Genomic DNA, 15,104 nt, shown 5'->3' with positions numbered 1-15,104 from the left:
AGCGACGCCTACTTTCGAATGTTGGCCAGTAGAGACTCACATGCCTTGGTGATGTGTTGCGTCAGCAGGTCAGCGGCCTTGTCGGCGTCTCGATCCCTGCATGCGGCAAGGATCTCGCGATGCTCTCTGTCGTCAACACCGGTTCCACCTGACAAAGTGAGCTGAATCCGAAGATACCGCTCAATACGATCGTTGACCGACCGGATCAGATTGAGAAGGAATGACCTCTCCGCATCCTCGTAGAGGCAGGAGTGGAACTGCCAGTTCAATTCCGCCCATCTCGCGACATTCGTCTCTTGGGCGAACGCGTCGCAATACTCCTCTGCCCTTTGGAACGTACGCGCCGTCATTCTGGGAACGGATAATCTGATGGCGTTTGATTCCAGCATTGCGCGAACTTCGAAGATCTGCGCGATTTCCGGCTCGGAAACGCTCGTCACCACGGCGCCGCGATTTTTCTGGAACTCTACAAGCCCTTCAGCTTCGAGTCTTTTCAACGCTTCACGCACGGGGATTTTGCTGACGTCGAACAGCTTTGCGACGTCGTCCTGGCGGATCGGTTCGCCCTCGTCGAACTCCCCGCTCACGATCGCTTCCCGGATGTGCTTGGCAATGATGTCGGATGCCGTTGGGGCCGTTCCGAGCGATGGCAGATCTGCGGGGTTAAGGGGCAATGAAATCTCCGAGTCTGCGATCAATGTAAGGGATATCGAATAACGTATTCGATATCAGGTCGCAATGCTTTGACGCCAATGCGGGGCCTCGCATTGTCAAATCCAGATAAGGGTTGACACGAACGGATAACGTATACGATATTCTATTTAACACTTGGCTCCTTGAATGTCCAGCCGTGCCTTTCGTCACTCGAAGCGGCAGACAACCTCGCAACCCACTGCCTCGACCAATTGCCCTCCCATTGGTGAAACATGTCTGCCAGAGAACACAATCCGCCGGCGCTCATTGGCTACGTCATACCGCTCAGCGCCCGGCCGGGCGAACAGCTCGATTTCAAGATCTCCTCGCTTGGAGACAGGAAGATCGCCGCCAAGGTCGTGCGGCTGGATTGCTGCGACCCCAATCCGTTTGGTCCCGGTTTGAAAAGCTTAGAGGTTGAGTTCGGCATATCGCCAATCTATCCGGCGAAAGAGCAGAAAACCCATCTCGGATCCTGCGCGTACGGAACATTGCCATCTCTCCCCATCGTGGGAGATCTCATCGTCGAACTTTCAATCCGACCGGGCCTCGTCAGCGCCACCGATCAAACGATCTTCTCGCTGCAGGACTCAACTGGTACCACCGGTGTCGCCTTGATCGTTAATGACGGGAAGCTCTTCCTCAAGCGTCTTCAGTCGCCGGCGCATGTCGAAAGCCTGGATCTTTCGCTCAAGCTGAATGTCTGGAGCAGGCTGGAGGTCATTTTCTCGGATAACGGCGTGATCGTGCGCACATCACCCATGGAGACGGCGAAGCTATCGGTGGTTTCCAGACCGGTCGTAAGTATGCGGGAAGCATTGCACGATGTCGACCATATCTGCCTTGCGGCGCAGTGGTCCGGCCACCCCGAAGACTGCTTCAACGGCTCGATCGAGGCGCCGCGTCTCTCGGTAGTTTCGCCAGAGGGTGCCGAGTTCAATCGCAAGATCATCGCGCAATGGACCTTTGCCGATAGCGGCAATTCCGAATGGGTCAGTGACGATTTTGACCGATCTCGCAGACTGAACCTGATCAACCTGCCAATGCGCGCCGTCCGCTCTTCCTCCTGGACCGGCCGTCACATGGACTGGAAGGTCGCACCTGACGAATACGCGGCAATCACCTTCCATTCAGACGACCTGAGCGACTGCGCATGGGAGACGACGATCGCGATCACCGTGCCCGATGGCGTGCCTTCTGGCGTCTATGGCCTTGTGGTCGACAATGAGATCGCGACTGACACTATTCCGTTTTATGTCCTTCCGGGCACCAACGCTCAGCGACAGAAAATCGTTTTCCTGGCGCCGACCTTCACCTACATGGCCTATGCCAATCATGCGCGCGGAAACTTTGCCGGCCCACTTGAAGCCCGCGTGAAGGATTGGGCGGCCTATCCCCACAACCCGGATGTGGTCGGCAGCTTCGGCTATTCCACCTACAACCGCCACCCAGATGGATCGGGCGTGACGATATCCTCGCGGCTGCGCCCGATCATGACGATGCGTCCGGGGTATCTTGTCTATTTTGACGAGCACGGCTCGGGAATGCGCGGCTTCCCGGCAGACTCGCATCTGATCGACTGGCTGACCACAAAGGGTTTTGCATTCGACGTGCTGACCGACGAAGACCTGGACCGCGAGGGGGTCGATGCTCTCTTGCCCTACGATGTGGTCCTGACTGGCTCCCATCCTGAATATCATACGCGCCGAACGATCGAGGCCGTCCTCGCTTACCGTAAAGGCGGCGGGCGGCTGATGTATCTTGGGGGTAACGGCTTTTACTGGAAAATCGGCCGCGACCAAAACTTGCCCCACATCCTCGAGCTGCGACGCGCCGAGGGCGGCATGCGCGTCTGGGCCAGCAAACCCGGTGAATACTACAACCAACTCGATGGCGAGTACGGAGGGTTATGGCGACGAAATGGCATCCCTCCCCAGAAAGTTGCCGGCGTCGGCTTTACCGCCGAAGGAAATTTCGAGGGGACCTACTACCTCCGCACAGAAGAGTCGTTTGCCGAAGACTTGGCTTTCCTCTTTGAGGGCATTTCTGCCGACGAAAGGCTTGGCGACTTCGGCCTGTCAGGTGGCGGCGCTGCCGGCTTCGAGATCGACCAGGCCTGCGCAGAGCTTGGAACGCCTGACTTCGTTAGGGTTGTCGCGGCCTCCGAAGGACATGGGCCGTCGTTCGAGACCACATATGAAGAGCTGCTGACACCCGGCGTCTTTGATGGCGGCCCGCGCCCCTACGGTGGCACGCGCTCAAACATCGTCTACGGCATCGATGAGAACGGCGGCGGCCTGTTCTCGGTCGGCTCGATCACCTTCTGCGGCAGTCTTTCCCACAACGGCTACGACAACAACATCTCCCGGCTTCTCGAGAATTGCCTTCGAAAATTTCTCTCGACCCCGCGCCGCGCTGGTGACGCGCACGCTCCGTCGTCCACCGACACCATTCCTCCTATCGGCAGCCATACCCATGAGACATGAACACCAGGACGTCCGCGTCAAATTCGACGCACTGAAATCCCTACTCCTCCAGATCTTCCTGAAGCATGGGACATCGGCGTTCGTCGCCGACATCCTTGCAGAGAATTGCGCCGGCTGCGAGCGCGATGGCGCGATCAGCCACGGAATCTTTCGTATTCCGGGCTACCTCGCATCGCTTGACACGAGCTGGGTTGACGGAAAAGCTGAATCCGAAGTCTCTGTCATCAGCCCGTCTTTCATTCGCATCGATGCCCGCAACGGATTTGCCCAACCAGCACTCGCCGTCGCAGCAGAAGCAATTAATGCGGCCGTCAAGGAGACCGGCATCGCGGTCGTGGCTACCCGCAATTCTCATCATTTCAGTGCCCTGTGGCCGGATGTCGAGCCGTTCGCACGAAGAGGCCTGATGGCGATTACCTTCGTCAACGGTCTGGCAAATGTCGTCCCGCATGGTGGTCGCGCCCCGGTATACGGCACCAATCCGCTTGCGTTTGCCACGCCGGTTGCCGCGGCGGATCCGCTGGTGGTCGATCAGGCCACTAGCGTCATGGCCAACGGCGAAGTCAGGCTTCACGCCCTGGCAAATAAAAAATTGCCCGCTGGGACGGGCGTCGATGCCCAAGGAAAACCGTCTAACGACCCTCATGCCGTGCTCGCGGGCGGTGCGCTCAATACCTTCGGCGGATACAAAGGATCATCGATCGCGCTTATGGTCGAGCTGATGGCCGGCGCGCTCACCGGCGGGCAATTATCGGTCGAGAATGATTTCGCCGACTGTGTCGGCGCGCAGACGCCGAAGGCTGGACAGCTGTTGATCGTCATCGACCCGGAGCGCGGGGGCAACAACGACTTTGCCGGACGGGTTTCGGTTCTCTGCGATCGTCTCATCGATGCCGGCCAGGAGAGGCTGCCGGGCGCTCGGCGCTACGAGAACCGCCGCCAGGCCGAGCTTTTTGGCATCCCCATGTCGGAGCAAAAGCTTCTCGAACTGCAAACTCTTGCCGGCAGTTGAGCCAATCCATCCAAATATCCACCGAGGCACACATGAACGACACCACGCGCGACAAAAGCCAGCTGCAGATGCATCACTCCTTGAACGACCACCAGGTCGACCAACTGGTGGCGCTGTTTCAGGAAGAGTGGTGGACAAAGGGGCGGACCAAAGCCGACGTTGTGAAAGCACTCGCCTCCGGTGGCCCAGTCTTCGCTTTCATCGATCCTGACGCTGACGAACTCGTAGCGTTCGCCCGGGCAATGACGGATGGCGTCTACAAGGCAATGATCTTCGACATCATCGTCAAAAGCACATGGCGCAATACCGGATTGGGCGGACTGCTTATGGAGACAGTGATGAACAATCCCGCATTGGTGAGTATCAAGCACCGGGAGCTCTATTGCCTTGCGGAGATGGTCCCCTTCTATGAGAAGTGGGGTTTCACCGATGAGCTGACCGGCCTGCATTTCATGCGGAAATCCGCGTGAAGTTGTGACAATCTTGATCAAACCTTCGGCTACCGCGAAAGCGACCGCCACAAAGGACACTCTCTCGGCCGACTTCGCCGTCATTGGCTTAGGCGCCGTAGGCGCGGCTACGCTTTATCAACTGGCCAAGCGGGGCGCGAAGGTCATCGGTGTCGATCGCTATCTGCCACCACACCCGAATGGATCGAGTCATGAGCCTGCCCGTGTAACCCGCAATGCTGTGGGGGAAGGATCCGCCTATGTGCCATTAGTCAGGCGCTCGCAGGAAATTCTGAGCGATCTGGAGCGAACATTCAATGCGGACCTGATGGAGCGGAGCGGTACGCTGATAATCGGGGCCGAACGGCCGACCAGTGGCGAGGATTTCGTGGAGGCAACAGTCAAGATCGCGCAGCAGCATGGGATCGAGCATGAGTTATTATCGTCCGCCGAACTGAAACGACGATATCCGCAGTTGATCGGACTAACGGACACAGACTACGGATATTTCGAACCGAAAGGCGGCTTCTTACGACCCGAGCCGATCGTATCATTGCAGATCACAGCCGCCAAGCAACTGGGCGCAACCGTCATTCCAAACAGCGTGGTCAAGCGAATTACCCAGGACAATGGCCGGGTAACCATTGTGATGGATGGCATTGGCGCAAGAAGTATGCGGATCTGCTGCCCGACGAGATGCGGCGTCTGAAGGCTCTGAAAGAGGAGGTCCGCCGCGAATTGCGGCGAATAGAAATCCCGCGATTGTGACAGCGTTATTTGTGCTGAATCTTGCCATGGTCGAGGTCGAACACGCCGTCGCCAGACTGATGAATGAAATCATTCTGAAGCTCTCCCCATGTACCAAGATAGCCGTGGCACGTGCTGCAATGGATCGGAGTGTCCTCGCCAGCGTCTTCAGGGATAGCCAAGCGGATTGTTCCGCAGGTTTTGCAGTCAAGTTTGTGATCGAGAAACGCGCGCGACATTTCTCTATAATGCATCTTTTCTTCTGATATAGCCAGCGCAGGCCGTTGGAACCGGCGGATCCCAGCTACCTCATCAGCTAATCGCGAATTCTTGCGGTGCCAGAGATTTTGCAGGGAACATTGCTGCAAAGCGAGCGTTAGCTTTATGCCGCCCGTTGTGTGGGGTTGTGCTATGAGCGGCGAGCTGCCGCGTCCCCTTACTCCCCGGCGGCATAGAGCCCGCCCTCGCCACCCTCGCGACGGCGGGCTTCTTCTTGGCTTTTGCGGACGCGCCGGTAAGCCGAATGCGGCTTTTAAGTAGAGGCTTTGACCGGGCTCGTTTTTGGAGCAAATTGCGAGTTCTTCGATTGTACCATCGTCGCCGGCTCTTGAGCTTCCCATGGGGCGGCTATCACTGCTTGACTTCAGTAGCGGTGAATAGGCTCGCCACAGCGAGCTGTCATAAGTCTGCCCGCCTCAGCTCCGAGAGGCGGGCCCTTTTTCAGGCCACCAGTTTGCAGGACCGAAGGGGCTTCTGTTACTGATCCCCGGCATCGACGAGAATGTCGGCTTCTTCTGCCGCCTCAACGAAGGCCTTCCGAGCGGCGGCAGATTGGGACAGGTCTTCCAAAGCCGCCATCACCATCTTCCGAGCCTCGAGGTGACGTGGTCCTCGCCTGTTGGGCCACTTCGTAAAGAGAACCTCTGCGGCTTGGTTGGCTGAAGCGACGTTCACCAGGACGTTCTTAGAGGGACCTAGGGCTACGGAAACAGGCCTGTCAAAACTAACGTCGGTCTTCATGCCGGTGCTCCTTCGAGCCCGTAACGTCGCGGCGTCAAAGTGGTTGCATCGCCCCTTTCGAAGAGAATTGCTAGTTTTTTCATCCACTGCGGCAGCTCTCCGCAACCAAATTTGAAATTGATCGTTGCAGACGACCAGGTGCAAGTTCGCCCTTACTCCTGGCGTCTGCTGAACGGAAGCCTGCCGCCACTCCATGGGCGGTGGGCTTTCTTGGATCGAAGCTGATGTCTGAAAAACCATTGTCGCCAGCCGTCAACTATCATGCCCCCTTGCAGGAATGGGATGGGCCTTGGTCCGTGGTTTCTACGCACATGTCGTGCCACCGCTACGCTGTCGGTGCCCTCGTAAGACGCACGACCTCCGGCCTGATTTTGAAATCAACTTCACCGCTTTGCAAAATAGTAGCACATTTGCCGGAGCGAGACGGTTCGCCTCAGTATCGAGTTCGCTGTGAAGGAGAGCGTTTCGACAGGGTTGAGAGAGAATCCAACCTTGAGATGAACGGTTCTCTTCCGGAGTTCTGAAATTGTCCCCTCTTGGCTATCCTTTGCGAGGGCGCCAAGCAAAAAACCGTCGACGCATAGCATCGTCCGGCCAAAACCTCCCTCTCGAAATAATTCATTTCCATCGGAACAATTGATGGCTGTTGGACTTACCACCGTGCGAATTCACGAGCCAGTGATCGCCTGAGATTGGAGGAATACCCATGGCCAAAGAAAAGAACTTGGAAGACCTATTCCACGACACACTCAAGGACATCTATTACGCTGAACGAAAGATCTTGAAAGCGCTGCCCAAAATGGCACGTGCTGCCCAATCTCCTGATCTGAAAGGAGCATTCGAAAGACATCGCGATGAGACCGAGGGCCACGTCGATCGCCTTCAACAGGTATTCGAATTGATGGGAAAGCGCCCACAAGGCAAGACCTGCGAAGCAATCGACGGCATCATATCTGAAGGCGAAGAAGTCATGGATGCCTTCAAAGGCACAGCGGCGCTTGATGCCGGGCTGATCTCGTCGGCCCAGGCAGTCGAGCATTACGAGATGACCCGCTACGGCACGCTCAAGCGTTGGGCAGAAGTGCTGGGGATGCAGGATGCTGCAACGTTGTTCGGCCAGACCCTTGACGAAGAATCCCAGACGGACAAGGCCCTTACCGGTCTTGCCGATGCCTCTGCAAATGAAATGGCTAAAGCCGCCTAGTCGCATCTGTTCCAAAACGCCCGCCGCGGTGGTCCGGGGCGGGCATTTTCATTGATGGTTCGATGGAATATCCCGTAGCAACAACAGTCCAAGCACAAACGACGTTTCCCGCAGAAGTTTCTTAACATAAACCGGCGTTCCGACGCGCCAGAAGCTCGACCAGTTCAACACCTCGGGCGTGAAGTTGTGGCATTGTCCGATCTTCCTTTGTGACGGACGGCCGGCGCGTCAGGGCGGGTGGCTTGGGCTTTCGCGCCGACCAGCGCGAAGGGGTGTAGTCCTGCGCGATGGAATTATGTCACCATTTGTGACGGGTGCGGCATGCCATCTAGATGCTCTTCAGAAATGAGAGGCCGACACGACGAGGGTTCAATTCATCGCGCCGGCCAATGCGGTTTTCCTGCCGGTCCGCCGCGGGCCGAGCATGACACGCCTGTTTTATGCGGACTAGTGTCGCCTCAATGATTCCTGACAGGCGCGAAATAAATTTTGCCCCGGCCCTTCCTCGATCTTGCCGACATTCCAGCGCGACATAAATTCTGATTTGGGGCTTGGACGTTCCACCTGGTGATCCGGGAGGCACCTATGAAGCACCAAACACTTGATCAACTACATTTCGTAGCCGAGGTGAAGGCCGAGGCAATTCCCATGATGACGCGCGTTCAGCGCCTGCAACGCTGGGAGGAGTTGCTTGCGCGAGACTCGGACCGCTGTCTCAATGCACTTGTTGGCACCGAGCGCCTGTCCCCCGAATTGCGAGAGATTGCGCGTTCCGACAATTCTCCACTGACGGTTGCGTTTGAGGACCCGCAACTGCGTGGGGAAGGCTTGAGAGACGACACCTACGGGGAAGCCCGACGGTTCTTCGAGCTTTCTGACAACCAACTGCACGGGGTAGTCTGCTCCTGCCACACCGGCACAACGATACGAGCACGGTGGGCCGCGGCTCGCGTGTGCTCAATTGCCAAGATGAGTAACGGCTTCCTTGCTTGGCTTCGCGACATATTTCTCTTGTGACGAAGCCAGAGTATCTGGAGGAAATGGCCGGCGCGATTGGCGTTCTAGGGAACTCGTCGCGCCGGCAGCTTTACGTTCCGGTTTCGGAGTTTGCGGCGTCGGCGGGCTTGGATTCGGGCGATCCCTTGTGCCTCAGGAAAATCGACAGCACGACCAACAGCGCCGTAGACAGAAACTCTGACTGCCAGTTCTGGAAAGATTCGAACCATAGATGTGAGTCGAGCAGATAGTTGCCCAAGGATTGAACCCCACTGCCATGGCGAAGGGCCTCCTCGTTTGCCGCCGCCAAGCTCGCCCACCAGTGCAAGGCAAACGAGATTATGAACAGCAAGGCCAGTGCTATGCCGAGGGAGTAAGAATAGAGCCACGAAAAGACTGGATTACGCCTGCGTGCAGAAATCGGGAGCTCGTCGTCGGGCCGGTCAGGGTTATCGGGATCTCGTGACTCGGCTGAGCCGCGCTGAAACAGCATCGCTGTCAGCATTACATAGGCCGACATTTGCAAAAACTCACTCTCCCAGTTTTCGAATAGCGCTGAAAGGAATTCGCTGCTTGCCATGTAGGCTAGCAGTCCGACGGTTGCCGAACCGTGCAGGTGGAGCTCTTCATTATAGCGCGCGTGACCGGACCAGATCATGCCCATCACACTGAACAGAAACAGCGTCACCAAGGCGATAGTCAATCCGTTGTCCCGGAAGATGGCCTTCACGATAGTCCCTCCAGATTTACATACTGCCAGCCATCCAGCACCTCTTCGACCGTCACCGCCTCGATCTGCTCGCTGAAGCGGGAGCGGTAGAGTTCCATTAACGCATCGTGGGTCTGATCGGCGGAACTGCAGATGGCGTCCATTACCAGAACGACTCGGAAGCCGCGATCGACGGCGCCGAGTACGGTGGCTAGGACGCAAACGTCGGTTTCTCCCCCAGTGATTACCAAGGTGTTGATCCCTGAACCGTTGAGGATCCCATCGAGGTGCCCTTCGGTCCAAGGCGAATAGACATGCTTGTCGAGGACTCTCGCTGGTGGCACGAAACGCGCCAGAGATGGCATCAGCTCGACCAGCTCCGCATCAATTTTGGCAAGGGTGACATCGGCCCAGCGGCGATAGTACTGGGCCCACATGCCTGGCCCTTCACCGGGTCGTGCAGCCGGAATGAAGCGCGTGAACAGCGTTTGCATCGGATGCCGCGAAGCCAGTTCCTCAATTGCCGGCATCACCTTCTGCGCCCACGGTACGGCCCATGGCCCGCCCGGCGCAAACAAGCGTTGCATATCAACGCAAAGGTGCAAACAGGTTTCCCCAAGCGGACCGTGGATCAAACCCTGCGCTGCCATGATCAAATTCGGAGGAGGGCGACGCTTGACAAGTCATCGGCTCGCTGGCGGGCGGCTTCAGCCTCCTGCACGTCAATGGTGCAGAGCGTTTCGCCGCTCTCGCCCCGGACGCGTCCCAACCATCCGGAGAGATCATCGGTGCCCGCCTGCAGGTCAACCAGGAGATCGATTGCGCAACGAATTGCTTCGTTTCGCGCCGCTTTGAGGCTCGGCATTTTGGAGGGAGGAACCTGCCTGACGCCGTCGCCATCTCGATATTCAAAGATAAAGATATAGACCCCGCCGTTCTCGTCACTCGCCCCAGTGACGGCCACTTCGTCAAAATTGCCGTTGCTCCTGGCATCGTAATCGTTGGCCGCCCCACCGAAGGTACCGGTCTGGACCAAGATCGCCCTGGCTCGGTCTAGAGCGGCTTCGTCATCTTCCGCTTGACCTTCAACAGTCGCCATGTCGATGGTGACGCAATCACCGCCTTCACCACAAAATATCACGCGCAGGATCGGCTCGCCGGTGGAGGTGTTTGTTTGGACGACTTCTGTCCGAATGATTTGCATTATGAAGCTCCCGCAATGGCAGGAGGACTCGAAGAGCCGGCCAACTGCCGTCAGTTGAGAGCGAGCAACGCGACGCGCGAAGCTTCGTTCCAGTGGATCAGCAACTTGGGCAACGGCCGTTAACTAACCGGTAGGACCGGGGAGGGCGCCCATTAATCCGTTAGGTCAGGCTCTCTATGGGTGCTTCCAGCATCCAAGTGAGACCATCGGGCGCAAAAGCGACACTGCCGATCCCGTTCACGGCCGCAGGGGCCACTCCTTCAAGAACCACTCTCCCCGAAACCCTTGCGGTCTGGTTCATGCGCAACTGGACCGCCGCTCTCCTTCCACGTCAGGCAGATATGCGACGGATTTTCTTCCGCGACCTTCCATTCTATGTCGATACGTTCGGTGGGCGTCGAAAGCGCGCCATATTTGACCGAATTTGTCGCAAGTTCGTGGAAGGCAATGCCCAGATATTGGACGGCGGTCGCACCGAGAACGCGCCTCCGTATTTCCTTAATTGAAGCTCTTTCGCTTGTGACTCAGGGCTCGATAACGTAGGATATATCATATATCCATAAATCGAGGTCCAGACCGATGAATTTTTTGATTGAACCGTCATGGGTGGCGGATAATCTCGGCGCTTCAAATCTCGTAGTCCTGGATTGTGCCTGGTTTGCGCCGGAGGCGGGCAAGACTGGGCTTGATGCTTATCGCGCTGAACATATTCCCGAAGCTCGCCATTTCGACCTTGAGGAGGCATCGGATCAGGCTTCGCCCTATCCGAATATGATGCCATCAGCAAAGCGGTTCGCGGCAGTTGTCGGTGCACTGGGCATCGACAACGACACAACCGTTGTCATCTACGATGCGAGTTATGTTTCGGCACGCGTATGGTGGATGTTCCGTCGCTTCGGTCACGACAAGGTCGCGATACTGGACGGTGGGCTGCGCCGTTGGAAGGCGGAGGGTAGGCCGCTGGAGACGGGCGACACGGCGCCTTGGGCACAACGGGTTTTCACTCCCTCGCAGCCTGCAGACGACATCGCCGGATGGAAAGACGTCGCGCAAGCGCTGAAAAGCGGCGAGGCCCAGGTGGTGGATGTCAGGACCAGCGAGCGGTTTACCGGCGCGCTTCCATCAGGATATCCAGGCTTGGCCAGTGGCCATATGCCGGGCGCGAGCAATCTGCCCTGGACCACAATGATGCATCAGGGTGGTGATTTCCGGTTTACTTCGCCGGAGGAGGCCGAGCGCACTTTTCGCGATGCAGGTATTGATTTGGATCGACCGATCCTGTGCACTTGCGGCTCCGGCGTGACCGCCGCTGTGCTTGCCTTTCAACTGCTGCGCATGGGCAACAACAACTGGAAGATCTATGACGGCTCGTGGAACGAATGGGGCCGGCGCGATGATCTTCCGCGCGAAAGCCTTTAACGCCGAGTCTGCAAAATCTATTTCCATCCTACGGTTCAATCAGCTTGCAGGAACTATCGAGTGAGCTTTGCTTTCGACCATCTCATCATTCTGGTTCACGATCTCGAGGCAGCGGTGCGGGACTATGAGGCGCTGGGCTTCACCGTTCAACAGCGCGAAGACAGCGTCGAAGGCTCGATGCTCAATCGCTTCATCTGTTTCGCCGACGGTTCTTATTTGTTGCTGAGCACCTTTGCTGAACCGGCCAAGGCTGCGGCGCACCGGGTGGGGCGATACCTCGCCAGCGGCGAGGGATGGGCGGACTATTCCTTCGTGGTCGACGATGTGGAAGCGGTGCATGGCCGCCTGGCATCGGCCGGTCTGCCGACGCGAGGGCCGGTCAAGGTGGCGAACACGCTGGCTACGGGTGAGGCATGGTCGCTCGATCTCTTGATGGCTGGCGTCGGAGCCGATGGCGACGATGCGCTGCCCTTCATTGTCGAGGACAAGCAGGGGCGCAGCCATCGCATCCCGGCCGCGCGCGCACATTCAAATGGCGCGACAGGTATTGCCGGCATACGCCTCGCCGTCGCCTCGTCGCCTTCGATCGTTAAGGCGTTGGAAATCATGGCCGGTCATGCACTGAAAACGACTTCGGTCACAGTCGCGAAGAAAGCTGCGACGCGCGTCGCCTTCGGATGCGGATGGCTTGATATTGTCGAGAACCTCGATCTCAACCGCGGCATGGGCGGAATGTTCGAAGTTGTTCTGACCACCAACGCCGCAGATATCAGACTGGACCCGTCACTGATGCACGGCGCTGCAATGAGCTTTGCCGCGACCTGAGGTCAGGCCGCGCTGCTTGCGCCCTCGCGCAAGGCAATCGCTTCCAGTACGCGGTTGGCGCCGTCATTGATTGCATGCTCGATGGCAATTCGGGCGCCGTCCGCCGAACGGCTTCGCAACGCCGCCAGCAAATCCTCGTAGTTGTGGTGCTCGGCAAGGGGCTGCCGCTCCTCGGGATACATATAGTTGAAGCCGGGTCCCGCTTTCAGCCAAAGTGTCTCGATGACGCCAAGCAGGGTCGGCATGCCGGCTGCTGCATAAAGAACGAAGCGGAATTCCTTGTTGATCTTCAAAGCCGCGTGGGGATCTCCTGCCGATTTCGCAACCAGATATTGTGCCAGCAACACTTCCATTTCGTCGATCTGCGAAGCGGTGATGCGAGCCGCAGCCTTTGCCGCCGCCAGTCCTTCCACGGCTTTGCGCACCTCGGAGATTTCGGAATACTGCGCACCATCCAGCGTCGGCACGCGGAAAGACTGCGCCGGTTCCGCTGTAAGCACGCCGGAGGCCGCGAACCTCACGAGGGCCTCTCTCACCGGTGTGATACTCATGCCAAGCGTGTCGGCCAGTTCCTTGGTGACCAGTCGCATGCCCGGCTCGAGGCGTCCTTCGATCAGGGCGCCGCGCAACTCGTCTTCGACATAGGCCACCAGGCTTTTCCGCGGTGCTGCGGTGAATGACGATATGCTCACGATGCCCTCTTCTTTAGCAAATCTGCCTCAATTTTTACCACGCGAACATCTCCGCTCATACCTTGTGCAGGCACAATATATCATATATCGTCTCTTCGTTAACAGCCTTTTCCTGCGCCGCGGGCGCGGCAATAGCCCAACGGAGAAAGAATCCCCGTCATGAGATTATTGAAAGCTCTTGCGCTGGCGGCAGCCATTCTTCTGCCAATCGGCGTTGCTTCGGCACAAGATAGCGAAATCACGATTGCGCGCCAGGTGTCGACCTCGGCCATGGACCCCGGCTTCCTTCGCGAAGCTGCAACCATCGTCGACAACATCTTCGACACGCTCGTAATGCGCGACAAGGACATGACCCTCGTACCGGGCCTCGCTGAGTCCTGGACCGCCATTGACGACACCACCTGGGAATTCAAGCTTCGGCAGGGCGTGAAATTCCACAATGGTGAAGCTTTCAACGCGGATGCCGTGAAGTTCACGATCGATCGCATCATCGATCCCAACGCAAAATCGCCGACGCTCTCCTATATCCGTACGATTTCGAGCGTCGAAGTGGTCGATCCCTACACTGTCCGTATCAAGACCAGCGGCCCGGATCCACTCCTGCCGACCCGCATGAGCCGTTATCCCGCCTACATAGTGCCGCCTGGCTATGTGAAGGAGGTCGGCAACGACGTCTTTGCGTCAAAGCCAGTCGGCACCGGTCCCTACAAGTTCGTCGAGTTCATCCCCGACCAGCACGTTGTCCTGGAAGCCAATCCGGATTACTGGCGCGGCAAGCCTCTAATCCAGCGCGTCACCTGGCGTGCCATTCCCGACGGCACTGCCCGGCTGACCGCACTGGTGACCGGTGAGGTCGACCTGATAGAGAACGTGCCGGTCGATCTCGCTCCGATAATCGCGCAGAGCCCGGATGCGGATCTGGTGCAGGTCAAGAATGGCGGCCTGACAATCTATCTCGGCCTTGTGATGAACGAAAAGCCGCTGGACAACGTCAAGGTTCGCCAGGCTCTGGACTTGGCGATCGACCGCCAGTCGATCGTCACCAACATCCTTCAGGGCATGGCCACGCCAACCGGCACCCAGGTAGGCGTCGCGGATTTCGGCTATCTTAACATCCCGCCCGCGCCGTACGATCCGGAGAAGGCAAAGAAGCTGCTGGCCGAAGCCGGCTTTCCCGAGGGCTTCTCGATCAAGATGCAGTCGACGCATCGTTACATGAAGGATGGCGAGGTTGCGCAGGCGATTGCACAGCAATTCGGCGACATCGGCGTGAAGATTGACCAGGAAGTCCTCGACTGGTCAGTCTACGTCCAACAGGTGCCGCGCAAGGGGCCGATCTTCATGCTTGGCTGGGGCTCGACGCAGACGCTCGACGCCGATGCAGCTGTCTATGCGATCATGAAGACGGGCGAGCCTTATTCGACCGCGTCCATCCCGGAGCTTGACAAGCTGCTCGACCAGAGCCGTGAGATCGTCGATCCGGCAGCACGCAAGCTGGTTCTGGAGAACATCCAGAAGCTTGCCGCCGAGCAGGCGCCGCTGCTGCCGCTCTACCAGGAAGACGCACTTTATGGCAAAGCCAAGAAGGTGAACTTCCAGGGGCGGCCTGATGCCCGCATCCCTGTCTTTGACATAACGATGCAGTAGC

16 protein-coding genes are annotated in these 15,104 nt (G+C 57.9%); 10 read left to right on the top strand and 6 right to left on the bottom strand.

From position 1 onward, the window contains the following. Positions 1-8: 8 nt before the first annotated feature. A complete protein-coding gene (locus BM413_RS27085; protein WP_091917976.1) occupies positions 9-674 on the bottom strand; it encodes a GntR family transcriptional regulator in 666 nt (221 codons plus the stop codon). Positions 675-1,052: 378 nt separating this feature from the next. Here BM413_RS27085 and BM413_RS27080 point away from each other — a divergent pair, with 378 nt between their 5' ends. From BM413_RS27080 to BM413_RS27065, 4 genes are read left to right on the top strand one after another with little or no spacing between them, the layout of a single operon-like run. Next, the gene (locus BM413_RS27080) at positions 1,053-3,179 is read left to right on the top strand and encodes a N,N-dimethylformamidase beta subunit family domain-containing protein (RefSeq protein WP_244538042.1); all 2,127 of its coding nucleotides are present in this window, start codon (positions 1,053-1,055) and stop codon (positions 3,177-3,179) included. Then, positions 3,112-4,191, top strand: a complete 1,080-nt coding sequence (locus BM413_RS27075; protein ID WP_244538041.1) for an Ldh family oxidoreductase — start codon at positions 3,112-3,114, stop codon at positions 4,189-4,191. Before BM413_RS27080 ends, BM413_RS27075 begins: the two co-directional genes overlap by 68 nt. A 32-nt stretch (positions 4,192-4,223) precedes the next feature. Continuing rightward, positions 4,224-4,661 carry a GNAT family N-acetyltransferase gene (locus BM413_RS27070; protein ID WP_091917973.1) on the top strand — a complete coding sequence of 146 codons (438 nt, stop codon included), beginning with the start codon at positions 4,224-4,226 and terminating at the stop codon, positions 4,659-4,661. A 13-nt stretch (positions 4,662-4,674) separates the two neighbouring features. Further along, positions 4,675-5,349, top strand: a complete 675-nt coding sequence (locus BM413_RS27065) for an FAD-dependent oxidoreductase (protein WP_175544455.1) — start codon at positions 4,675-4,677, stop codon at positions 5,347-5,349. A 794-nt stretch (positions 5,350-6,143) separates the two neighbouring features. Here BM413_RS27065 and BM413_RS33275 read toward each other — a convergent pair. Beyond that, the gene (locus BM413_RS33275; protein WP_175544454.1) at positions 6,144-6,407 is read right to left on the bottom strand and encodes a DUF982 domain-containing protein; all 264 of its coding nucleotides are present in this window, start codon (positions 6,405-6,407) and stop codon (positions 6,144-6,146) included. A gap of 706 nt (positions 6,408-7,113) precedes the next feature. On the opposite strand from BM413_RS33275, the gene BM413_RS27045 reads away from it, so the two are divergent. Together BM413_RS27045 and BM413_RS27040 are read left to right on the top strand one after the other, a co-directional pair. Continuing rightward, positions 7,114-7,611, top strand: a complete 498-nt coding sequence (locus BM413_RS27045) for a YciE/YciF ferroxidase family protein (RefSeq protein WP_091917969.1) — start codon at positions 7,114-7,116, stop codon at positions 7,609-7,611. 585 nt (positions 7,612-8,196) lie between these two features. Continuing rightward, positions 8,197-8,628, top strand: coding sequence for a hypothetical protein (locus BM413_RS27040; RefSeq protein WP_091917968.1), 432 nt, complete (start codon positions 8,197-8,199; stop codon positions 8,626-8,628). A gap of 70 nt (positions 8,629-8,698) precedes the next feature. Here BM413_RS27040 and BM413_RS27035 read toward each other — a convergent pair whose 3' ends face one another. The 3 genes from BM413_RS27035 to BM413_RS33270 are packed head-to-tail and all read right to left on the bottom strand — an operon-like array spanning position 8,699 to position 10,520. Continuing rightward, positions 8,699-9,337: a DUF6766 family protein gene (locus BM413_RS27035; protein ID WP_091917967.1), complete on the bottom strand. Its 639-nt coding sequence runs from the start codon at positions 9,335-9,337 to the stop codon at positions 8,699-8,701. After that, on the bottom strand, positions 9,334-9,966 hold the full coding sequence (locus BM413_RS27030; RefSeq protein WP_091917966.1) for a cysteine hydrolase family protein: 633 nt from the start codon (positions 9,964-9,966) through the stop codon (positions 9,334-9,336). The genes BM413_RS27035 and BM413_RS27030 overlap by 4 nt, the downstream gene beginning before the upstream one ends. Positions 9,967-9,968: 2 nt before the next feature. Continuing rightward, positions 9,969-10,520 (bottom strand): DUF6894 family protein, encoded by a 552-nt coding sequence (locus BM413_RS33270; RefSeq protein WP_175544453.1) that lies wholly within the window; start codon positions 10,518-10,520, stop codon positions 9,969-9,971. A 176-nt stretch (positions 10,521-10,696) separates the two neighbouring features. Between BM413_RS33270 and BM413_RS32780 the strand changes: the two genes are divergently transcribed. From BM413_RS32780 to BM413_RS27015, 3 genes are all read left to right on the top strand, one after another. Further along, complete coding sequence (locus BM413_RS32780; RefSeq protein ID WP_139238666.1) at positions 10,697-11,026, top strand: hypothetical protein; 330 nt, start codon at positions 10,697-10,699, stop codon at positions 11,024-11,026. Between the two features lie 73 nt (positions 11,027-11,099). Then, a complete protein-coding gene (locus BM413_RS27020; RefSeq protein WP_091917965.1) occupies positions 11,100-11,939 on the top strand; it encodes a sulfurtransferase in 840 nt (279 codons plus the stop codon). A 60-nt stretch (positions 11,940-11,999) separates the two neighbouring features. After that, the gene (locus BM413_RS27015) at positions 12,000-12,764 is read left to right on the top strand and encodes a VOC family protein (protein WP_175544452.1); all 765 of its coding nucleotides are present in this window, start codon (positions 12,000-12,002) and stop codon (positions 12,762-12,764) included. Positions 12,765-12,766: 2 nt separating this feature from the next. On the opposite strand, the gene BM413_RS27010 is transcribed toward BM413_RS27015, so the two are convergent. Further along, positions 12,767-13,456 carry an FCD domain-containing protein gene (locus BM413_RS27010; RefSeq protein ID WP_210188984.1) on the bottom strand — a complete coding sequence of 230 codons (690 nt, stop codon included), beginning with the start codon at positions 13,454-13,456 and terminating at the stop codon, positions 12,767-12,769. A 159-nt stretch (positions 13,457-13,615) separates the two neighbouring features. Between BM413_RS27010 and BM413_RS27005 the strand changes: the two genes are divergently transcribed. After that, entirely contained in the window at positions 13,616-15,103 is a 1,488-nt protein-coding gene (locus BM413_RS27005; protein WP_091917963.1) for an ABC transporter substrate-binding protein, read from the top strand. Position 15,104: the final 1 nt, after the last annotated feature.

It is taken from the genome of Mesorhizobium sp. YR577 (assembly GCF_900116595.1).
Classification (GTDB): domain Bacteria; phylum Pseudomonadota; class Alphaproteobacteria; order Rhizobiales; family Rhizobiaceae; genus Mesorhizobium_M.
This window is presented reverse-complemented; position numbering and strand designations above follow the sequence as displayed.